Annotated in this window: 12 protein-coding genes; all 12 read left to right on the top strand. The window is 40.4% G+C overall.

Annotated elements, in window-relative coordinates; all coding sequences use genetic code 11:
- The first annotated feature begins 206 nt into the window (after window positions 1-206).
- The 12 genes from MWU84_RS03205 (at window position 207) to MWU84_RS03150 (ending at window position 21,915) form a co-directional block, all read left to right on the top strand.
- A complete protein-coding gene (locus MWU84_RS03205) occupies window positions 207-3,290 on the top strand; it encodes a TonB-dependent receptor (protein WP_246898167.1) in 3,084 nt (1,027 codons plus the stop codon).
- Window positions 3,291-3,307: 17 nt separating this feature from the next.
- Window positions 3,308-4,864, top strand: a complete 1,557-nt coding sequence (locus MWU84_RS03200; RefSeq protein ID WP_246898165.1) for a RagB/SusD family nutrient uptake outer membrane protein — start codon at window positions 3,308-3,310, stop codon at window positions 4,862-4,864.
- Between the two features lie 85 nt (window positions 4,865-4,949).
- Window positions 4,950-8,252, top strand: coding sequence for a VCBS repeat-containing protein (locus tag MWU84_RS03195; RefSeq protein ID WP_246898163.1), 3,303 nt, complete (start codon window positions 4,950-4,952; stop codon window positions 8,250-8,252).
- 412 nt (window positions 8,253-8,664) lie between these two features.
- Window positions 8,665-10,356 (top strand): sulfatase-like hydrolase/transferase, encoded by a 1,692-nt coding sequence (locus MWU84_RS03190; RefSeq protein ID WP_246898161.1) that lies wholly within the window; start codon window positions 8,665-8,667, stop codon window positions 10,354-10,356.
- Between the two features lie 6 nt (window positions 10,357-10,362).
- On the top strand, window positions 10,363-11,757 hold the full coding sequence (locus MWU84_RS03185; RefSeq protein ID WP_246898159.1) for a glycoside hydrolase family 28 protein: 1,395 nt from the start codon (window positions 10,363-10,365) through the stop codon (window positions 11,755-11,757).
- A 27-nt stretch (window positions 11,758-11,784) separates the two neighbouring features.
- Window positions 11,785-13,347 carry an alpha-L-fucosidase gene (locus MWU84_RS03180; RefSeq protein WP_246898157.1) on the top strand — a complete coding sequence of 521 codons (1,563 nt, stop codon included), beginning with the start codon at window positions 11,785-11,787 and terminating at the stop codon, window positions 13,345-13,347.
- Between the two features lie 114 nt (window positions 13,348-13,461).
- Window positions 13,462-15,021, top strand: coding sequence for a sulfatase-like hydrolase/transferase (locus tag MWU84_RS03175; RefSeq protein WP_246898155.1), 1,560 nt, complete (start codon window positions 13,462-13,464; stop codon window positions 15,019-15,021).
- Between the two features lie 120 nt (window positions 15,022-15,141).
- Entirely contained in the window at window positions 15,142-15,717 is a 576-nt protein-coding gene (locus tag MWU84_RS03170) for a glycosyl hydrolase family 28 protein (protein ID WP_246898153.1), read from the top strand.
- 21 nt (window positions 15,718-15,738) lie between these two features.
- A complete protein-coding gene (locus tag MWU84_RS03165) occupies window positions 15,739-16,356 on the top strand; it encodes a hypothetical protein (RefSeq protein WP_246898150.1) in 618 nt (205 codons plus the stop codon).
- A gap of 90 nt (window positions 16,357-16,446) precedes the next feature.
- Window positions 16,447-17,427, top strand: a complete 981-nt coding sequence (locus MWU84_RS03160) for a family 43 glycosylhydrolase (protein ID WP_246898148.1) — start codon at window positions 16,447-16,449, stop codon at window positions 17,425-17,427.
- Between the two features lie 52 nt (window positions 17,428-17,479).
- A complete protein-coding gene (locus MWU84_RS03155; protein ID WP_246898146.1) occupies window positions 17,480-18,040 on the top strand; it encodes an alpha-L-fucosidase in 561 nt (186 codons plus the stop codon).
- An 860-nt stretch (window positions 18,041-18,900) separates the two neighbouring features.
- The gene (locus MWU84_RS03150; protein ID WP_246898144.1) at window positions 18,901-21,915 is read left to right on the top strand and encodes a TonB-dependent receptor; all 3,015 of its coding nucleotides are present in this window, start codon (window positions 18,901-18,903) and stop codon (window positions 21,913-21,915) included.
- Window positions 21,916-21,930 lie beyond the last annotated feature (15 nt).

Genomic DNA, 21,930 nt, shown 5'->3' with positions numbered 1-21,930 from the left:
TCAGGCAAAAATATTATTGGGAGTATATATCAAAAATAACCCTTTGATTTTGCGATAAACGTTGAAAATGCGTGCATTTATTGCCAAAAAAACCATTTGTTCTATTTATTAACCTATTTGTTTCCCTGCACAAAAACTACCAAACATACTTTTGAAGCAACAGTTTTAGCTGTTTATCAATTAACCTAAATAACTCAAAAAAGTTTATGAAATCACTAAAAATGCTTAAGAAAAAAAACCGACCCAAGGTTTGGTTACTTACCTTGTTTTGGTTGGCAAGTGCCACGTATGTTTTTTCCCAGGAGATTACGATAACCGGAAACGTCACGGATAATACCGGAGAGCCACTTCCTGGGGCCAATATTTTGGTAAAAGGCTCCACTAATGGAACCCAAACTGATTTTGATGGGAACTACGCCATAACTGCGGATAGTAACTCTACCCTTGTGGTTAGTTATATAGGTTTTGTTTCCACAGAGGTGGCAGTAAATGGAAAGTCTGTAATTGATGTGTCCCTGTTAGAGGACGCCAGTCAACTTGAAGAAGTTGTTGTTATTGGTTATGGTACCCAGAAGAAGAGTGATCTTACCGGCTCTGTGAGCACGGTCGATGGAGATGAAATAAGCAAATTTACCTATAACGATGCTGCGCAAGCAATCCAAGGACGAACTGCTGGGGTTAGGGTAGAGGCAAATGGAGGATCTCCAGGGGCCAACGCCCTGGTCACCATACGTGGTTCCAGTACCCTTTCCGATGCCGGACCGTTGTATGTTATAGACGGAATGCTTACTGGTGACATGACCACGCTTAATCCCAGTGATATTGAAAGTATCTCTGTTTTAAAGGATGCTTCCGCTAGTGCCATCTATGGATCAAGGGCCGCCAATGGTGTTATCATTGTAACGACCAAAAAAGGAACTAAAGGCGGTGGAATGAAAGTTGACCTGGATTACAGCTATGGACTTCAGAAAACGGTTAATAATATTGACTGGGCCAATGCTAGGGACTATGCCGATATCGTTAACCGCGCAAGGGACAATGATGGTAACCCCAGATTTCCTGCCAATGATGCACAGTTCAATCCAAATATAGATAGTGATATACAAAGGGAATCGTTGCGCACTGCAGGGGTAATGAATGCCAACGCCAGAATATACGGCGGCAATGAACACAGCACCTACAGTCTTTCCCTTAACCATTATGATCAAGAGGGAATTGTAAAACAATCCGACTATAAACGTACTACTGCTAGGGTAAATGCCACTATGAACATGGGTAGGTTTAAACTTGAGAACACTATTGGTCTAACCCGTACCGTAGATAACCCCAACCCATATTTTAATAGGGAAAGGGATTTAGTGCCAACCATCGCTATTTATGATGAAGAGGGTAATTTTAGCGCTTCTGATCAACCCGATAATGTAGCTGTTGGTTCTTTTTACGGAGTTGGTAATGTGGGTAACTCCTTAGGTCTTGCCACTGTTGAAGACAGAACTATTACCAGAAATTCGGTCCTTGGGAACATAGCGGGATCTTTAGAAGTTTTTGATGGACTTACCTATAAATTGAATTTAGGTTTGGACTATTATGCCAATAACAATTATACATTTACTCCTACCTATTTTTTCAACGCAGCTACATTTGGAAACAACCAGTTTGCTGAATTGAACGAGGTAAATACCGAATTCCTTTCAACCCTTATAGAACATACGCTAACCTACAGCAAACAATTCAACAAGCATAATGTCAATACGGTAGTAGGATATACCGATCAGGTATCCAATACCAGATCACTGGGTGCATTGGCAAGGAAATTCCCTTCCAATGATGTTCGTGTAGCCTCCGCCGCCGAGGACAAGGTAAACTTTCCTTCACAAGATCTAACAAAAACTATCCAATCCTATTTTGGTAGGTTGAGTTATTCTTTTGACAGTAGATATTTATTGACCGCTACACTTCGTAGGGATGGTTCCTCCCTGTTCAAGAAAGACTTGAGATGGGGTACTTTTCCCTCTTTTGCTTTGGGATGGAATATTGGTAACGAATCCTTTATGGAAAATTTTACTGCCATTACAGACCTAAAACTTAGAGCCAGTTATGGGGAAGTTGGATCGGACAATGTCCCAATATATTCATTAAGTCCTGAATTGAACCTAAATAGTGAATATCCTATCGGAGAAAGTCAAAACCGTGCCACAGGATACTCCATTACAAAAGGTATAAACGAGAATATTACCTGGGAAACCAGTAAGACGACCGACATAGGTCTAGAATTTAATGCCTTGAATAATAAGCTGAATTTTACAATGGACTATTTCTTTAAAAAATCCGAAGATGTTCTTGTCGAGCTAGGGCTTCCGCTTTACACCGGATTTGGAAATAGGGTTCCCTTTAATACAGCGAGTATTGAAAACGAAGGTTTTGAATTCTTGGCCAATTACTCCGAATATGTAAATGAAGATTTTTCCTTTAGCATAAGTGGAAACTTTACAACTTTGAACAATACGGTAACTGCCTTGGGAGACGCTACTCCTATAATAGAAGGACAATTTACCTCTAACGGACTAAAAGGTACAAAAACCGATGTTGGCCAACCAGTTTCGTCCTTCTTTGGTTACGTAGTTGAAGGTATCTATCAGACCGGTGCCGAAGCGCTTGCTGCCAATGACAACAATAATCCACAAGCTGGTGACCTTAAGTTTAAGGATATTGCCGGTCCGGACGGAAGTGGTCCTGACGGACTTATTGATGAAAACGATCAGAAATTTTTGGGTAACCCTGCACCCAACTTTGAGTATGGTCTCAATATTACAGCGACATACAAGAATTTGGACTTAAGCTTATTTTTCAATGGGGTAGCCGGAAATAAAATATTGAACGGTAATATATATAGAGGTTACTTTGATACCGAAGGGCCATATTTGACTGATGCATTAAATGCTTGGACACCAACAAATACGGACACTAATATTCCTAGAAACACACAGATTGACCCTGGATTTAACAGAAGGCCTTCCGACTTCTATTTGGAAAAAGGAGATTACTTCAGGTTAAAGAATATGCAGTTGGGATATACCATTCCGTCCGACTTGTCTGAAAAGATGCTAATGTCCAAATTAAGGATATATGCTTCCGCAACCAATCTCTTTACAATAACAGAATATACCGGGTACTATCCAGAGGTTGGAAGAAATACAAGATCGGCCAGAAGAATTTTTAGTTCCGGAGTGGATGAGAGTGCTTATCCAACAGCAAGGACAATTCAACTAGGTTTACAGATTGCATTTTAACATATTAATAAAAGATCATGAAAAATAAAATATTATCAAAAAGTACTCTGGCTGCACTAGTGTTGTTAATGATGACAACGAATAGTTGTAGAACAGATATTCTTGAGCAAGAAAATCCGAATGCCGTTACACCTCAATCATTTTGGAAAACTGAAGATGATGCAACCAAAGGTATTATCGGCGCTTATAGTCCGTTTACCCATATTTGGTATTACACCAGGTTTGAAATTTTCCTTTCAGATTACAGGGATGATGTAGTGAACGCCTTTGCAACTTCTGAACGTACTGCTGCCGGATCATTTAATGGGGTTCCTCAGAGTAACGGAGCTTTTTGGGTGTGGAGTGCCATGTTCCAAGGCGTAACCAGGGCCAACGAGGTCTTGGCCCATGTTCCAGATATTGAAATGGACCAAACAAAAAAGAACAACATTTTGGGTGAGGCCTATTTTATAAGGGCTTACAATTACTTCAATTTATTGAACGGTTGGAGAAACGTACCTTTGATCACTACTCCAATAGGTGATATAGAGAATCCAAATTCCCTTTCTCAAGCCGATCCTGCAGACGTTTGGGCCCAAATAGAGAACGATCTTATGGAAGCACAGCAGTTGGCTCCGGATTCCTGGCCACCAGAAATGAAAGGTAGAATTACCAATGGTGCTGCCACAGGAATGCTGGGCAAAGTGTTCTTGTACCAGAAAAAGTACACAGAGGCCAAGGCCGAGTTCGCTAAAATTATGGACGGTAGGTACGCGTTAATGGAGGATTATTCAGACAACTTTACCGAGGCTTCCGAAAATAACAAAGAATCCCTTTTTGAAGTACAGTTGGTAGCCGATGGCAATAGCGGTTGGGGAGGTGATAATGCAGGCCTTGGTAAGGGTGCAGCCTTTCATCCCGATATTGCCCCAAGAGGATTTACAGGTCAGGATGGTATGCGTATAAACAATTGGGTATTGGATCTGTTTTTGGATGAAAGAACTGTAAACGATGAAATAGACCCAAGAACCTATACTACCCTGTTTTTCGACACTGATGAAACTACCTCCTATAATGGTAAAGTGTTGTCATCCAAGACTTATGGCGATTTAAGCTATCAGGAGGTTTTCCCAGGGGAATCTTTCGTATGGGGCAACAAATGGCTAGACATCAGCTTTGATAACAAAACAGGTTCCCAAGATGGTGGTTGGCACCAATCCGGCAATAATTTAAGGTTATTGCGTTATGCGGATATTATACTAATGTTTGCCGAAGCTGAATTTATGTTGAACGGTTCTACTACCCCTGCCTTGGATGCCATTAACGAAGTACGTGAAAGGGCAGATATGCCGGCTTTAACCACCATAACTATGCAAGATATAGAAGATGAGCGTGTAAAAGAATTATCGCTTGAGCGTACGCGTTATTTCGATATTCTGCGGTGGGGAAAAGTTGAGGAATACATTGTAAACAAACCAGAATTGAAATCTGAGAGTGCAGGTACCAGTTCCTATAAACCGGGACGGGAATACATTGCAATCCCACAGAACGAAATAGACGCCAATCCAGTATTTAAACAAAATCCTGGATACTAATAAAGAAGTTAGTTTAATTAAGTTAGTTTTTTGTTTATGTCGGCGATTCAATATTTATATTGCAATCGCCGACTAATTTTGTTTTATGATGCGTATGAGAATTTTATCTTTAATATTTGTCCTGACCATTACTTCCTGTTCTTATGAAAAGGAATCCGTGACTAATACCGGATTCGTCCAAATTGATGCCAAGACTTCTGGAATTAATTTCTCTAATGACATTGTAGAAAACGACACCCTCAACTATTTCGATTTTCCATATCTTTATTTAGGAGCCGGTGTCTCGGCAGGGGATATCAATAATGACGGACTTCCCGATCTATATTTCACTGGTAATCTTGTTCCCAACAAACTGTATTTAAATAATGGTGGTTTACAATTTGAGGACATCAGTGAATCAGCAGGAATTTCCGGAGATGACCGTTGGTATTCCGGGACAACCATGGTAGATATAAACCATGATGGCTATTTGGATATTTATCTCAGTGTTTCAGGCAAATTTGGAGATAAGGCCAACCAACTTTTTATCAATAACGGCAATAATACTTTTACGGAAAGTGCTGAATCTTATGGGATAGCCGATAAGGGCGCTTCCATACAATCTACTTTTTTCGATTATGACAACGATGGATTACTTGATCTCTTTGTTGCAAACTACTCCAATGTTATGGTTAGCATGGGGAATAAATACTATAAGGAAAAAATGGATGAAAACAAATTTGAAGATTCCGGCCATCTTTACAAGAACCAAGGAAATGGTAAATTTGTGGATGTTACCGTTGAAGCCGGGGTACAAAAATTTGGCTTAACCTTGGGATTGGTGGCAAGCGATTTTAACAACGATGGACATGTAGACCTTTATCTCTCCAATGATTTTAATGTTCCCGATTACCTATACCAGAACAATGGTGATGGTACCTTTAAGGAAATATCCGAAAAAGCTACCCGCCATACTTCTATGTTTGGAATGGGCATAGATGCTGCTGATTTTAACAATGACGGGTATACAGACCTATTACAGGTAGATATGACACCGGCAGATTACAAAAGATCTAAAACCAATATGGCAAGTATGAACCCAGAATCATTTTATGAAGCGGTGGATTTCGGGTTCAACTATCAGTATATGCAAAATTCGCTACAACTCAACAACGGCCCCAATAGGGATGGAAATCCGATATTTAGCGATATTGCCAGATTTGCAGGTATGGCAACCACCGACTGGAGCTGGGGAGTACTTTTTGCAGATTTCGACAATGATGGCCATAAAGATGTATTTGTTTCCAACGGTGTAAAGAGGGATGTCAACAATAATGATGTGAATGCCGAGTATGATAGTGCTACTTTTTTCGGGAGGGAAAGTAATCCTGATTTTAACCTAATGCCCAGTACGCCCATTTCTAACTTTGCCTTCCAAAATAAAGGCGATTTTTCATTTTCAAATGTGACCGAGGCTTGGGGTTTAGATGAAAAAGGTTTTTCCAATGGATTTACTTATACCGATTTGGATGGCGATGGTGACCTAGATCTGGTCATTAACAATATGGACGGTGCGGCTTCCATAGCCGTAAATCAGGTACAAAAAACAGGAAACCACTATTTAAAGGTCTCCTTAAAAGGTAAAGCGCAGAATTTATTGGGCCTTGGTGCCAAAGTAATGGTAAAGAGTGGAGAAAACATACAGCAACAGGAACTAACCCTTAGCAGGGGATATCAATCCAGTGTGGAACCTATACTACATTTTGGTCTAGGTTCGACAAACCAAGTGGATGAAATAAAAATAGTTTGGCCCAATGGAAGGCTCCAGACCGTAGAAAATATTACTGCCGATCGATCATTAAAAATTCAATACGATGATAATAGTCCTTTGGTTTCAGAAACTATAGTGGATAGTCCTCTAAATTTTCCCGACATCACTATTAGTTCCAAAATTGATTTTATTCACAAAGAGGACGTTTATAACGATTTTGCCTTTGAACCCTTGTTGCCACATAAAAATTCCCAACTTGGACCGGCCTTGACGGTCGGTGATATCAACGGCGATGGGTTGGAGGACTTTTTTGTTGGAAACGGAGCAGGGAGTCCGGCAGCAATGTATCTGCAAAAAGAAAATGGTGAATTTGAAAAGCTATCGGGCCCTTGGGATAAGGAGTTGGATTTAGAGGACACTGGCGCTCTGTTATTTGACGCTGACGGAGATTCGGATTTGGATCTGTACGTGGTAAGTGGAGGCAACAATAAACTAAAAACCAAGGAGTTCTACCAAGATAGATTGTATGTAAATACCCGGGAAGGATTTAAAAAAGTGAGCAGTGCCCTTCCAAAAATAACCTCCAGTGGCCAAACAGTTGTTTCGGCAGATTACGACAACGATGGAGACTTGGACCTGTTTGTAGGAGGTAGAATTGTGCCTGGAAAATATCCTTTCCCCGCGACAAGTTATATTCTCAGGAACGAGGGAGGAATAGACAATTCGCTCCGATATGTAGATGTTACCCAAGAAATGGCTCCAGAACTAATAGAGGCCGGCTTGGTTACTTCAGCACTTTGGGATGATTTTGACCAAGACGGAAATATTGATCTGATCCTTACCGGTGAATGGATGCCTATCCGCTTTTTTAGGAATTTAGGCCATCGTTTCAAGGAAGTTACCCAAGATTTAGGTTTTGGGAAAAGTCAGGGATGGTGGTATAGTTTGCAGAAGATGGACGTAGATGCGGATGGGGATATGGATTATTTGGCCGGGAATCTAGGTCTTAATTATAAATACAAGGCCAGTGAGAAAGCTCCTTTTGAAGTCTATGCCAATGATTTTGATGAAAATGGCAGTATGGACATTGTATTGAGCTATGAAAAATACGGTACCAAACTTCCCTTGCGGGGTAGGGAATGTTCTTCCCAACAAGTTCCGGCCATTAAGCAGCGCTTTAAAACCTTTGAATCTTTTGCCAATGCGGATCTCAAGGATATATATGGAGAAAAAATGTTGGACCAATCCCTACATTATACCGTCCAAACCTTTGCACATCAATGGATAGAAAATAGGGGAGGTGGCAATTATGTAATGCATAGCCTACCCAATAGAGCACAGTTTTCCTCAATCAACTCCTTTCAGGAAATTGATTATAACGGGGATAAATACCCAGATGTAGTGGTGGGCGGTAATCTCTATCAGTCAGAGGTGGAAACCCCAAGAAATGATTCCAGTGTGGGTTTGGTAATGATTGGCGGACCTAATGGATTTGAATTGATAGCACCCGACAAAAGTGGACTGCTGCTAACCGGTGACATACGGAATATGGCAGTGATCAATCTAACGGATAAAAAATCCAAGGCACTTTTGTTCGCTATAAACAACGAGAGTTTAAAGCTTAAGAAGGTAAAGTAATTTCTTTGGATTGTAGGGTTTCCCAGATTTGGTTGTTCCCAATCAAACTATAAAACAGTTGCTATTTGGTCTATTGGGCATAGGGAACGATCCATTTTAATTTCCAGCTGTTTAAGCGGTATTCTATTTGCAACCTTCAATTATATAGAGAAAATGGTTATGGTTTTATGTACCCCATACCTTTCCTACAAAGCGATTTATCAGGAATTCCTACTCGGATAAACAGAAATAAATCATCTGTTGCATCATTTAATTAGTCTGTTGCACTAGAAAGGAAAATAAATATGGAATTTCATATCGATATTTCGATTTCACTATATAATCGGTGGTGCATACAAAATAAAATCATCTTGTTATTCCAAACAACTATCAGAGGCGGGACTATCTTTTAAAACAAAATACCTAATAGAAAATGAAAAAAAATAAGAAAGCAAATACTTTCCAATTGCTCGTTGTAGTCTTCACATTATGTATTACCCCCCACACCCAATCCCTGGCACAGGAACGCCCCAATTTCATATTCATCCTTACGGATGACCAACAATACGGAATGATGGGCTGCACAGGAAACGAAATTGTAAAAACACCACATTTGGATAAATTGTCACAAGACGGTGTTCTTTTTACCAATGCCCATATTACCAGTGCCATTTGTACTCCCAGTCGGGCAAGTATACTTACCAGCCAATTTGAGCGTAAACACGGTGTGAATTTCAATTCGGGAACCAGTATGTCCGAAGAGGGGTGGAAAAATACGTATCCCATGGTTATGCGCAATAATGGTTACTATACGGGATGGATAGGTAAAAACCATGTGCCGGTAGGTAAGGGCGGTTATGACAGCGGCGTAATGGAGAAAAGCTTTGATTATTGGTATGCCGGTCATGGACATTTGGGTTTCTACCCTAAGGAACGACATGGGATTTTCAAGGATGCTGAAATGGATACACAGGTTGAAGTAGTTGGGGAGGGTATACAGGACTTTCTATCCAACGAGCAAAAATTGGAGGGAGCCCTAAAATTCATTGATCAACGCCCGGCCGATAGGCCTTTTATGCTATCGGTATGCTTTAACCTCCCCCATGGAGCAGGTACGGGAAGTATGGAGATGAGGAATTCCGACGATGAGATCTATAAGACATTATACAGGGATAAGAATATTCCCCTTCCCAAAAACTATGTGGCCAAAAAAGACATTGTAGCACCCAAACTACCAAAAGAAATACACCGTGCCAACGATAGACAGCTTGGCTACAATTATGTAGACACCCCAGAAGGCCATAGAGAGCGCTACATAAGGCAAATGGAGGCCATGACGGGAATAGATCGGTTGGTAGGCCAACTTAGAAAAACCTTAAAAGATCAGAAACTGGACAGGAATACGGTTATAGTTTTTACTTCGGACCACGGACTTTTTATGGGGCAGTTCGGTCTTGGGGGCAAGGCATTCTGCTACGAGGTTACTACCCACATACCCATGATTATTTTTGATCCCAAATCCAAAAAATCTACTCGTGGAAAAACTTCCGATGCCTTGGTGCAAAGTATCGATATTGCCCCAACCATGTTGACCATGGCGGGTGTTGCCATTCCTGATAGTTATCAGGGCGAAAATTTAGGCGAAATACTTGCTGGCTCCGAAACTGCAGTACGGTCATTTCTCTATACCGAAAATTTATGGTCCACCCAATTTGGCAACCCAAGATGCGAAGCGGTACAGGACATGGAATGGAAATACGTAAGATATTACAAGAATGAAAATCTATCAGCGAGTAAAAAAATAGCAACCGCGAAAGCCATGGATATAAATATGAACAGTATGTTATATCAGGTCCACGACCCGGATATAGCCCTATACAGGGATTTTGTGGAGGGCCCACTAAACGGAGAGCAAGCGGTTTATGAAGAACTCTTTAATTTAAAGAACGATCCAGAAGAGGCTACCAATTTGGCCATGGACGAGGTCTACACTAAAGAACTGGAAAAAATGAGGACGGTATGGGAAATGGAAATAAAGATGGCAAGGGGGGAAGATACTCCGATGGTACTCCGGTACACTGCCGATAGTGAAGCTGAAAGGGGATTGATCATTCAACCCAAGTAATAAAGCATGAAAAGAATAATTCTTGTTATTTTGATCTATCTTCCTTTGACCTTGCTTGCCAAAGACTTTAATGTATTGGATTATGGAGCCAAAGGGGATGGGACTACTTTGGACACCCGTGCAGTGCAAAGCGCTATCGATGCCTGTACCCAAAATGGCGGTGGCAGGGTGCTTATACCCTCGGGAAAAACCGTTTTGATCGGAACCATCTATTTGAAGGATTACGTAACCCTACACCTAGAAAACGGCGCCGTACTCTTAGGTAGTCCAAATTACAGTGACTATAGTACGGACACCCATAAAAATATGTATAAAAACGAACCCCATATGGATCGTTGTCTGATATTCGCAAAAGATGCCCGCTCCATTGCCATAGACGGTTATGGTACTATAGACGGGAATGGCTACCAAAAGAACTTCACCAAGGCCAAGGGAGGGCGTCCTATGATGATCAGGTTTGTCAACGTAACCGATATACACCTGAACAATATCACCTTGATCAATCCGGCAGCCTGGACTTCGGCTTGGTTATATTGCGATAACATCAGTGTCAGCGGCATCAATATTAAAAGTCGGGTTAACAACAATGGTGACGGCTTGGATTTTGATGGATGTACCAACGTTCGCGTTGTCAACAGCAATTTTGATAACAGTGATGATAGCATCTGTCTTCAGGCTTCACGACCGGATAGACCCTGCAAAAATATCACGGTGAGCAATTGCCATTTTAGTACCAAATGGGGCGGTATGCGTATAGGCCTACTCTCTAGAGGCAATATCGAATCGGTTACCGTAACCAACTGTACGTTCCAGAACATTCAGGATTCCGGACTCAAAATTCAACAGAACGAAGGGGGTGAAATGAAGAATATGGTCTTTAGTAATTTGGTTATGGAAAACGTGCCACGGCCTATTTTTATGACTTTTGCCCCACAACGTGCTTCCGTAGATATTCCTGAAGGCGAACTGGAACCTTTAACGAGTATGCACAACTTTAGTTTTAGCAATATTGTAGTGGATAATTCCAAATTAGATAAAAATTCAGCCTTCTTCCTGACCGGATTTCCAGAGCACCGTATAGAGGATATCTCCATAAAGGATGTTCAATTTGTTGTTTCCGGAGGAGGAACGGCGGAAGATGCCAATAAATGGGAAATAAAGGAATATACACAAGAAGTGCTAAATGGATGGTGGCCAGAGTTTAGTTTGGTAGGTACCCTGCCGGCTTCGGGGATTTACGCACGACATATTGATGGCCTAGTCGTGGATAATTTCAACCTAATTGTTCTAAATAAGGATCTACGTAACCCAATAGTACTGGACGACGTATTACATGCAGACATTAATGAATTGCGCTTGAACCGCACCTTGGTTCCTCTAACTAAAATCAATACAAAATAAGACTTTAAAAACTCAATAGTAGAATATATGGAACGAATCAAAATAAAAACATCAGCCATCAACTGGTATCTCCTGGTTATTTTAACCTTGCTATGGCTGCAGGAAAATAGGGGACAAGATATTACTTATCAAGCCGATTGGGAATCCCTAAAACAGCACAGGACCCCTGAGTGGTTCTTGGACGCCAAATTTGGTATTTATTGTCACTGGGGACCCTACTCCGTTCCTGAATTTAAAAATGAATGGTACGCTCATTGGATGTACGTCAACGAAAATAACCCTGAAGCCAAGAACGGTAAGGCCAGTGAGTTTTACGACCACCACGTAGCCACCTATGGCCCATTGAAGGAGTTTGGATACAAAGATTTCATCCCAATGTTCACCGCCGAAAAATTTGATGCTGCCGAATGGGCCGATCTCTTTGAAAAAGCTGGGGCAAAATTTGCCGGGCCCGTTTCAGAACATGCGGATGGCTTTGCTATGTGGGATAGTAAACTTACTTCATGGGATGCCAAAGAAATGGGTCCCAAAAGGGATATAATGGAGGAACTTGCACAAGAGATCAGAAAAAGGGATATGAAATTTATTGCCACCTTTCATAGGCAATGGCTCTTGGGCTGGTTTCCTACTTGGGATGAAACTACGGACGCGAGCGACCCCAAATACGCAGGCCTATACGGACCGCAGATGAAAAAGGGCGACTTTCAATACCCCCCGTCAACACATGATATTGATGCTGGAATTAAAAAATATTACCCCCTTGCCGACGAAAGCTTTAATCAGGAATGGTTGAATAGGCTAAAGGAAATTATTGACAAATACAATCCTGATTTGGTGTGGTTCGACAATAAAATGGATGTCATTGGAGAATCATACCGCAAAGAATTTCTAGAATATTATTACAATCAGGCTACTAAGAAAAAACAGGAGGTAGTATCTACCTATAAGTTCTATGATTTTGCCACAGGTAGTGCCGTTTTGGATCTGGAACGCGCCCGGATGAGCGAGAAAAAAGAATTTCCCTGGCTAACAGATGATTCCATTGATTGGAATTCCTGGAGCCACATCAAAAATCCAGATTATAAATCCGTTAATAGACTGATCGATTTTTTGGTAGATGTGGTCAGTAAAAATGGTGCGGTACTTTTAAATATTACCCCCAAAGCCAACGGTGAAATTCCCGAACCTGTGAAGGAAAGACTTTTGGAAATAGGACAATGGTTAAAGATAAATGGGGAGGCAATATATGGCACAAGAACTTTTGAGGTATACGGGGAAGGCGGAACAAAGGTGGTCGAAGGCCATTTGAGCGAACGCAGCAATCCGGATAACACCTCCAAAGACATTCGCTTTACGACCAAAGATGGGGTCTTATACGCCATTGCCTTGGATTGGCCCGCTGATGGGGAGTTGCAAATAAATACCTTAAAAAAGGCCAACAAATATTACTCTGGGAAAATTAAAAAAATTGAATTATTGGGCTATAAAAAACCATTGGGCTTTAAGGTAGAGGACAAGGGACTTAGAATTCAATTGCCCAATAAAAAAGTGGGTGCCCATGCTTTCGCCTTTAAGATTATATCCGAATAACAATTTTAAAATAAACCGAAGTAAATAATGGATCTGCCAAGTCATAAAAGTACATGCTCATTATTTGGTAACCCTATTAAAAATCAATAAATTAAAGAAGTAAACCAGAAAGAAATGAACACTAAAAAAATCGCATTAAAATTATCCGTGAGCCTTCTCTGTGCCCTTTCCATATGGCCGGTGAACGCTCAAGGGAAAAGGACCAAAAAGCCCAATGTTTTGGTGATCTACACGGATGACCACAGGTTTTCCGGGGTTCATAGTTTGAAAGGTATGCAGCTGCAGACTCCCCATATGGATGCCCTTGCAGCAGATGGTATTTCATTTTCCAATGGCTATTTGATGGGTTCTTTTTCCGGGGCCACTTGCATACCCAGTAGAGCGATGTTATTGACAGGAAGAAACCTTTTTGAATTGCAGGGACATGGCCAAAGCATTCCAGAGGAGCATACCACAATGGGGGAAGCTTTTATGAAATCGGGCTACTATGCCTATCACATCGGAAAATGGCATCAGGACCTTGAGACCTTGGCAAGATCTTTTAACAGTGGTGCCAAGGTTTCCGGAAAGCCACGTTATTTAACGGACCAGTTTAGAATGCCCTTTAGTGACTGGAAAAAGGATGGTATTTATAAGGAGGAAGATAGTTATTTGTTGGAATATGATAAAGATGGCAACATTATTCGTCGCCCCCTCACCGAAGATGATAAGAGGGGACCTACAGGTACCGAAAAAACGGGACCTCATGTTTCCGAAGTATTGGCCGATGAGGCATTGGGCTTTTTTCAGGATTATAGGAAAAAACAACCGTTTTTTATGTACCTGGCATTTCCAACCCCCCACGATCCAAGGCAGGCACCTCAAAAATATAAAGACTTGTACCCTGTTGAAGATATTATACTCCCACCTTCCTATATGGCACAACATCCTTTTGATAACGGCCATATGGTATTGAGGGACGAGGAGTTGGCACCTTGGCCCAGAACACCGGAAATTGCCAAACAGGAACTGTCAGATTATTATGCCATTATTTCTCACTTGGACGCCCAACTGGGAAAGGTCATTGCGGCATTAAAGGAAAGTGGTGCCTATGCCAACACCTTGATCGTTTTTGCAGGGGATAGCGGTTTGGCCGTCGGTAATCATGGACTTCTGGGCAAGCAGAATATTTATGATGAAGATGGGGTGCATATTCCATTGATCTTTTCTGGGAATTTGATCAAAGATAAAGGCAGTAAGCGGGATGCTTTTGTCTATAACTTCGACATTTTTCCCACTATTTACGACATTATTGGTATGGAGGTCCCGAATTCGGTAACCGGCAAGAGTCTTTTGCCTATTATCAAAAATGAACAAGCAACCGTTCGGGATTATACCTACCACGCATACAAACAATTTCAAAGAGCGTATAGAAAAGGAGCGTATAAACTAATAGAATATGTAAGGGCCAAGGACTATGAAAATAATACCGGCGAATCGGTAAGGGGGTCCAGAGTAACCCAATTATTTAATATAGCCAAAGACCCGTGGGAAGTACAGGACCTCTCTTTTTTTCCAGAGTATAGGGAAAAAGTGCAGACCATGCGTAATGAAATGAAGGAAAAGGCAAAGGAATTAGGGGATTCCATAGAAAATATAGAAGGTGAAAAATATGACTTTTGGGAATTTTATTAAGAGTTCACAATGATAACAAAAACCTTTAAAACAAATATTTAATCTACCACCTCATGAATTATCCGTATGAAAAAATAAAGAAAAAACTTCTTACCACGTGTAGCCTCAATTGTGTTTTGTTTGGCTCTAAATGTCCTGACCGGCCAAACTTATTATATTCTGGATTATGGGGCCAAAGACTCCCATGCCGATCTTAGTACCAAAGCCATACAAGCTGCCATAGATGCCTGTTCCAAAAACGGTAAGGGTACGGTAATTATCCCTAAAGGCACCTATGTTACAGGTACACTTTTCTTAAAGAGCAATGCTACCATTAAAATGGAGGCATATTCGGAACTATTCGGAAGTTCTTCACTTGAAGACTATGCAGAGGTACCCATTGCCACGGAAGAACCTCATTTTTCCAAATGCCTATTTTATGCCCATGGCGTAGAAAATATTAATATTATAGGCCACCAGCGCTCCGAGATCAATGGAAAAGGCTATATGTTCAAGCTCAGTCCGGAGCGGCCCAAGCTTTTTAGAATTGAAAACAGTAAAAATATAGAGTTCGATAATGCGATCATTAATAACTCGGGGTCTTGGTGTATCTACTTCAAGGAGTGCGATGTTATAAACATACATCATACTTCGGTGTACAACAAAGAAAATAAGAACAATAACGGAATGAACTTTGATGGCTGTTTCAATGTATAAATTACAGATTGTAACCTTCAGGTGGAAGATGATGCCATTTGTTTAAAAAGTAGTGTAGACAAGATCACCGAAAATTTCTATATAGCCAACTACACGGTAAGTAGTTACTGCGCTTCCTTAAAATTCGGAACTGCTTCTAAAAGTGGTTTTAGAAATATAAAGGTGGAGAATTGCCAGATTTTTGACAGTAGGCCACCCACCGAGGGTATTATGTTTACAGGGCTGCCCGATCATTACATTGAAGATGTTGTTATGGAAAATATCCATTTATCCTACACCGGCTTTCGAGATCTGGATGTTAAGGACCGTATCGTCCCTAAGGATGAAGCGCGTTACCCGGAGCAATTGTTTTTTGGCACACTACCGTCCTATGGTATGTATTTAAGGCATGTGAAAGGTTTAACGGTAAAAAATGTGAGCATGGAACTAAGGGACCACGATAACCGCCCCGCCATTGTCATGGACGATGTGACGGAAAGTAGTTTTGAAAAGCTACATTTTGATATTCAACCTAGTGCCGGCTCATCAATTCTGATTACCAATGGAAAAAAATTAAAATTTGACCAATTATTTTCTTCCCGAGAAGTTGAATATTTAATGAAGGTAAAAGGTGCTGACAGCCAGAATATAAAACTTTAGAATACCGACATTGAAGCTTTAGGTATAAAAAAAGTGGTTCAGTATTCAGGAAAGGCCAATAAAAATTCAGTTCACTTAAAATAAACTATCATGAGGTTAAAAGTCTTATTCGTTCTAGTACTAGTACAATCACAATTATATGCCCAAAAAGATATCCTCTTGCCCAAACAGGGCAACGAGTATATCCACATCTACAAACCGGACGGGGACTACTTCTTTGGTCCCAACACTCCAAACCTAAAAGAAAGGAAGTGGTATGACGAATGGGTTCCCAACGACCACACCTTTGTAAAGGCCGATGACGGTAAGTGGCATATATTTGGAATAACACATCCTTTGGTAGAAACCAAACCGCTTAAAAAAGGAATTCACGAGGGGGAATACGCCTCTTTTCATGCAGTGTCAGCTGCAACCAATTTTAAAGAAACGGTAAAAGAACATCAGTATAACGATTTGCCCAAAATATTAACACCAGAGGACCGACCAGGTGAAATATCCGCCAACCATGCACCCTATATTATAAGAAAAGATGGACTATATCAAATGGTGTACGGCCACAGTCCCATTCGCTTGGCAACATCATCAAATTTATACGATTGGGAGCCGAAAGGGGAACTTTTTTCTGACTCTGATGGTGCAAGGGATCCCAATATACTTCTTTACCAAGGAACCTATTATTTAACCTACTGTTCCATTAAAAGTGTCCGTATGGCATCTTCCAAAGATCTGATCACTTGGAGCAAACCCCAGACTATACTAAAAACCAATAAGTTTGATCCGGAATCGCCCTCACTGATCTTTCACAACAATACTTTTTACTTATTTGTATGTGCATGGGAAGACGATTGGGATGGCAAGGACATCCAAGGTGCTTATACCCACAAGGCTTATGTGTATAACTCGGATGATCTCACAGATTTTGGTGTTGATAACGAAAAGGAAATTACCGTTTTAAATTCGCACGCCCCTGAAATTTTTAAGGGAGAAGATGGCCAATGGTATATCTCCAGTGTAGAATGGCCCTATAGGGGTGTAAGTATCGACAAGCTTGAATGGCAAAAGAATAGATAAGTATAATACCATGGATTAGTAAAATGAATATAATATTGTAAAACCAACCAATATGAAAAAAGTAGTCTTCCTCCTTACTTCTACGTTATTCTCAATCAGTAGCGCCGTCTTGGCCCAAGACAATAAATATGTTCCTTCTTGGAATTCTCTCAGAAGTCACCATACCCCACAATGGCTTATGGATGCCAAGTTTGGAATTTACTGTCATTGGGGCATACAGACCATAAGCTATGAAAAAGGAAAGGAGAACCTGTCCAATGAAGAGCTACTATCCCAATTTAAGGGTGAAAACTTCAATGCCGATGAATGGGCCAAACTATTTGAGACCGCAGGGGCTAAATTAAGGGGTATTCAGTACACCAAGGAAGATATTCGCTTTACCGTAAATGGGGACCACCTCTATGCCACATGTTTGGGCAAACCGGATGGAGATTTAGAAATTGCATCCCTAAATTCTAACTTCAAATTACGTAAAGGTGATATCCTACATATCATTCATCTAGGATCTGGAAAGAAAATTCAGTTTAACCACAATGAGAAGGCCCTAGTGCTAAAGTTGGATGGAATACCATTGGATGAAACTGCCAATGTTTTTAAAATATCCCTTAGATAAATTAAATAGGACAACTAAACGCACATTTACTTCTTTTATCCTGTTCATATGCTTGTATATCCAGGGTATTAAAATGTAGCTGAGAAGTCAAAAGCGGGTTTAACTACGGTTAAATTTCGCTGGTATATGATTGGGTGTAATTATTTGTCCCCACAATGGTAGAATGGGAAATTAGAAATACAAATAGGCTCCTATTGTTAATTTAATACCCATAGCGCCAAAATATTATGGTTAAAATAGTGTCATAGAAAGGTAATTACCGCAAATAAGGTACTTCTGAATTATGGTTCCTTTATCGGAGCGAAGTGTATAGTCTAGAATTGTCTAATGGTTCGTAAGTTGGAATAAGTAATTGATAGCCATTTTTGGGAACGGACACCTCTCCAAAAACCCCTAAAACCATATGTTGTAGATCTGGAACCATATGTTACTTTTTCTTAGGATAATTTTGAGAAATTTTAATTGCAGTACCAAAATATATTTGATATGAGAGAATTCTTTATGCTTTTTGAATACTTGATATGATGTGGAAACATCGGACTCAAATCTCTATTAGAATCCTATTGATCCAATATTTTGGCCTTGTCTAGTTTTTGTCTAGTGCCAATTTGGACTGTGGAATTATAGATTTATTAGTTTTCCAATCTCAAAACTAACGACCTGCAAAAATAAGGATAGAATAATTGGCAAATAATGAATTACCCCAAAGCTAAATTGCCAATATCTTAAAGTAAAGAACTTGATTGATCTAGGATTTTATAAGAACCACTTAGGCATGATTGGACAAATTCCATTTAATCAGTTACGAAGTAAATCAAAAATTAACCAGTAAACTCAATTTTAACTAAACTTTAATGATTATGAAAAAACAACTTTTGGAATTTACGAGAAAATGTTTCCTTGCAGGGCTTTTTCTCGCATTAATGGGCTTTCAACAAATGTATGCCCAACAAAACATTACAGGTACCGTTTTGGATGAAATGGATCAGCCCATTCCAGGGGCCAATATTGTGATTCAAGGTACCACCACTGGAGTGGTTACCGATTTTGATGGCAAATATAGTATCGAGGCCGCACCATCGGACGTATTGGTGATTTCATATATAGGCTATACTACCCAGAGTATAGCTGTAGGATCAAAGACGTCCATAAACGTAAAAATGGATCTAGATGTACAACAATTAGAGGATGTTGTTGTAATTGGTTATGGAACGACCAGGAAAAAGGATGTTACAGGGGCTGTTTCGCGTGTTACTTCGGAGTCTTTTGAGAACCAACCAGTAACTAGGGTCGATGAAGCTTTACAAGGTAGAGCGGCAGGTGTGACTGTGGCAAGAGAAAACGGTGCACCAGGTGCCGGTATTAAAGTACGTATTAGGGGAGTTAACTCAATTACGGGGAACAATGACCCGCTTGTGGTTATAGATGGTGTTTTGGGAGGGGACCTAAGCACACTTAACCCAAATGACATCGCCTCTATGGATGTACTGAAAGATGCTTCCGCAACCGCGATTTATGGGGTTAGGGGGTCCAATGGTGTTATACTCGTTACCACTAAAAGGGGTTCTGGTAAAGGAAAAATCAATGTTGATTTTTTTACAACCGTTTCCCAAGTTCCGGATTTTCTGCCAACTTTAGCCGATAACGTAGGCGAGTTTGCAAGAATTGAAAATCTAAGAAAATTAAATATTGGTCAAAATCCGACTTTTACAGATGCTGAAATTACAGCACTGGAAGCCAATGGTGGAACCAATTACCAAGATGAAATTTTAAGAACTGGTTTTAGCCAAAACTTACAGCTGTCTGCCAGCGGCTCAGAGGGTAGGCTACGCTATTTCCTATCAGGTAATTATAGGGATGAAGAAGGTACTGTTATTAATACCGGATATCAGCAATTGACACTTAGATCCAATTTGGAAGCTCAAATTAGTGATAAATTTAAAGTAGGTCTTAATATATTTGGTAGTAGGGGAGAAACAAAAAATAATTTCCAGAGTTTTGGTAACGGACAAGGAAGTTTGATAGCCAAAGCATTGACCTGGGATCCAACAACCCCAATTTTTGATGCGAACGGTAATTATAACCGACGCTCCATAAAAGGTATTGCATCACTGAACTTGAACCCGGTCTTAACCTTAAGTGAAACAGATGTTAGCGATGTTGCGGATAAGATAAGTGCTACCTTGAACGCAAACTATCAATTTACCGATAATTTCAGTTATACCATTATTGCCGGTATTCAAAACAACAATTCTACCGTTCAAAGATATGCTGTTGAAGGTCTTGATGATACTCCAGATGCAAATTATGGAGCGTATAAGTACACATCATTTCAAATAAGTAACATATTTACTTGGCAAAAAGAATTTAATAATATGCACAATGTTAAATTAACCGGAGTTCAGGAATATTCCAATGCCAAGAATATCAGTAATACTTATAATGCCGATAACCTGCTGCTGCCAAACGGGTTTTATTTTGCAGAAACAGCTGGAGGATTTTCTATTGGCAACAATTTTGGAGAAAGAGAACTATCTTCATTTATGTTACGGGCAGAGTATATCTTAGATAATAATCTTTCCATTACCGCTACTGGGCGATATGATGGCACCTCTGTATTTAGACCAGGCAATAAATGGGGTTTCTTTCCATCTATTGCCGCAGGATATAGTATCATCAACCCCTCCGAAAGTTCCGGATTCATCAATAATCTTAAATTAAGGGCCGGTTGGGGTCAGGTAGGTAACCAAGGTGTTGGTACTTACGGTACCTTCGCAAATTTGGATAATAACAGTTATGCTTATACGGGCGGTGCAAATTCCCCAGGTACCTTCATAACCAGTTTTGCCAATGAAGGTCTTACCTGGGAAACTACTACTCAAACCAACGTAGGAATAGATCTAGGATTTAATGAAGGAAGAGGTAACTTTAGTGTAGATGGGTATAAAAAAATAACCTCGGATTTGCTTTTAAGTGTGCCTGTTTCAGGAACCAATGGTGGTGGAAATGTTAACCAAAATATAGGTGAAGTTGAAAATTTTGGTATTGATATTGCCTTTGGTTATGATATTATCCAGAATGAAAATCTTACCTGGAACGCCAATTTTGCCGGGTCTTATGTTAAAAATGAAGTTACCCAATTATTTGGTGGCCTTGAACAAATTGAAGGTCTAGTCCAAGTTCCAGGCGGACAAGCCAGAAGGGCCAACATCATTCAATTGGGGGAACCCCTTGGACAATTTAATGGAGCTACCTTCCTAGGAACTTGGAAAAGTTCAGAGGCAGCCACCGCGGCCACATTTGGTAAAGTACCTGGCGATGCCAAATACTTAAGGGATGCAGATGGCGAGATTGTTTTTGGTGCCATTGGTAATGGTACGCCAACCATGACCTGGGGTTTCAATAATACCATTACGTACAAAAACTTGGATCTGAACATTTTCGTGAACGGTTCCCATGGTTTTGATGTTTACAATTTAATGCAGGCACAGATTACTGGTGGTGCAGGTGATTCTAGAAGTTTTTTGGCATCGGATCAAGTAAATCAATGGACTCCTAGCAACGAAACCGATATCCCGGCAACTGTGCAGTTGTTCAATTCTTCAAGATATATTGAAAAAGGGGATTTTGTGAGGTTAAGTAACTTAACCATAGGGTATACCCTAAAAGATAAATCTTGGCTGGGAGACACTACCGTTAAGATCTATGGTGGTGGTCAGAATTTGTTCCTGATCACAGATTATAGTGGTTATGACCCTGAGGCAACCTCCAGAAGAGGATCTGATCAAGGGAATGCGGACGTTGCTCCAGGTATAAATGTTGGAGCTTATCCTATCCCAAGAACGTATACTTTGGGAGTAAAAGTTGGATTCTAAAAAAATGCTAATAGA

It is taken from the genome of Arenibacter sp. F20364 (assembly GCF_023015905.1).
Lineage (GTDB): Bacteria > Bacteroidota > Bacteroidia > Flavobacteriales > Flavobacteriaceae > Arenibacter.
Note: the sequence above shows the minus strand (reverse complement) of the source record. Positions and strands in the feature narration are given on the sequence as shown.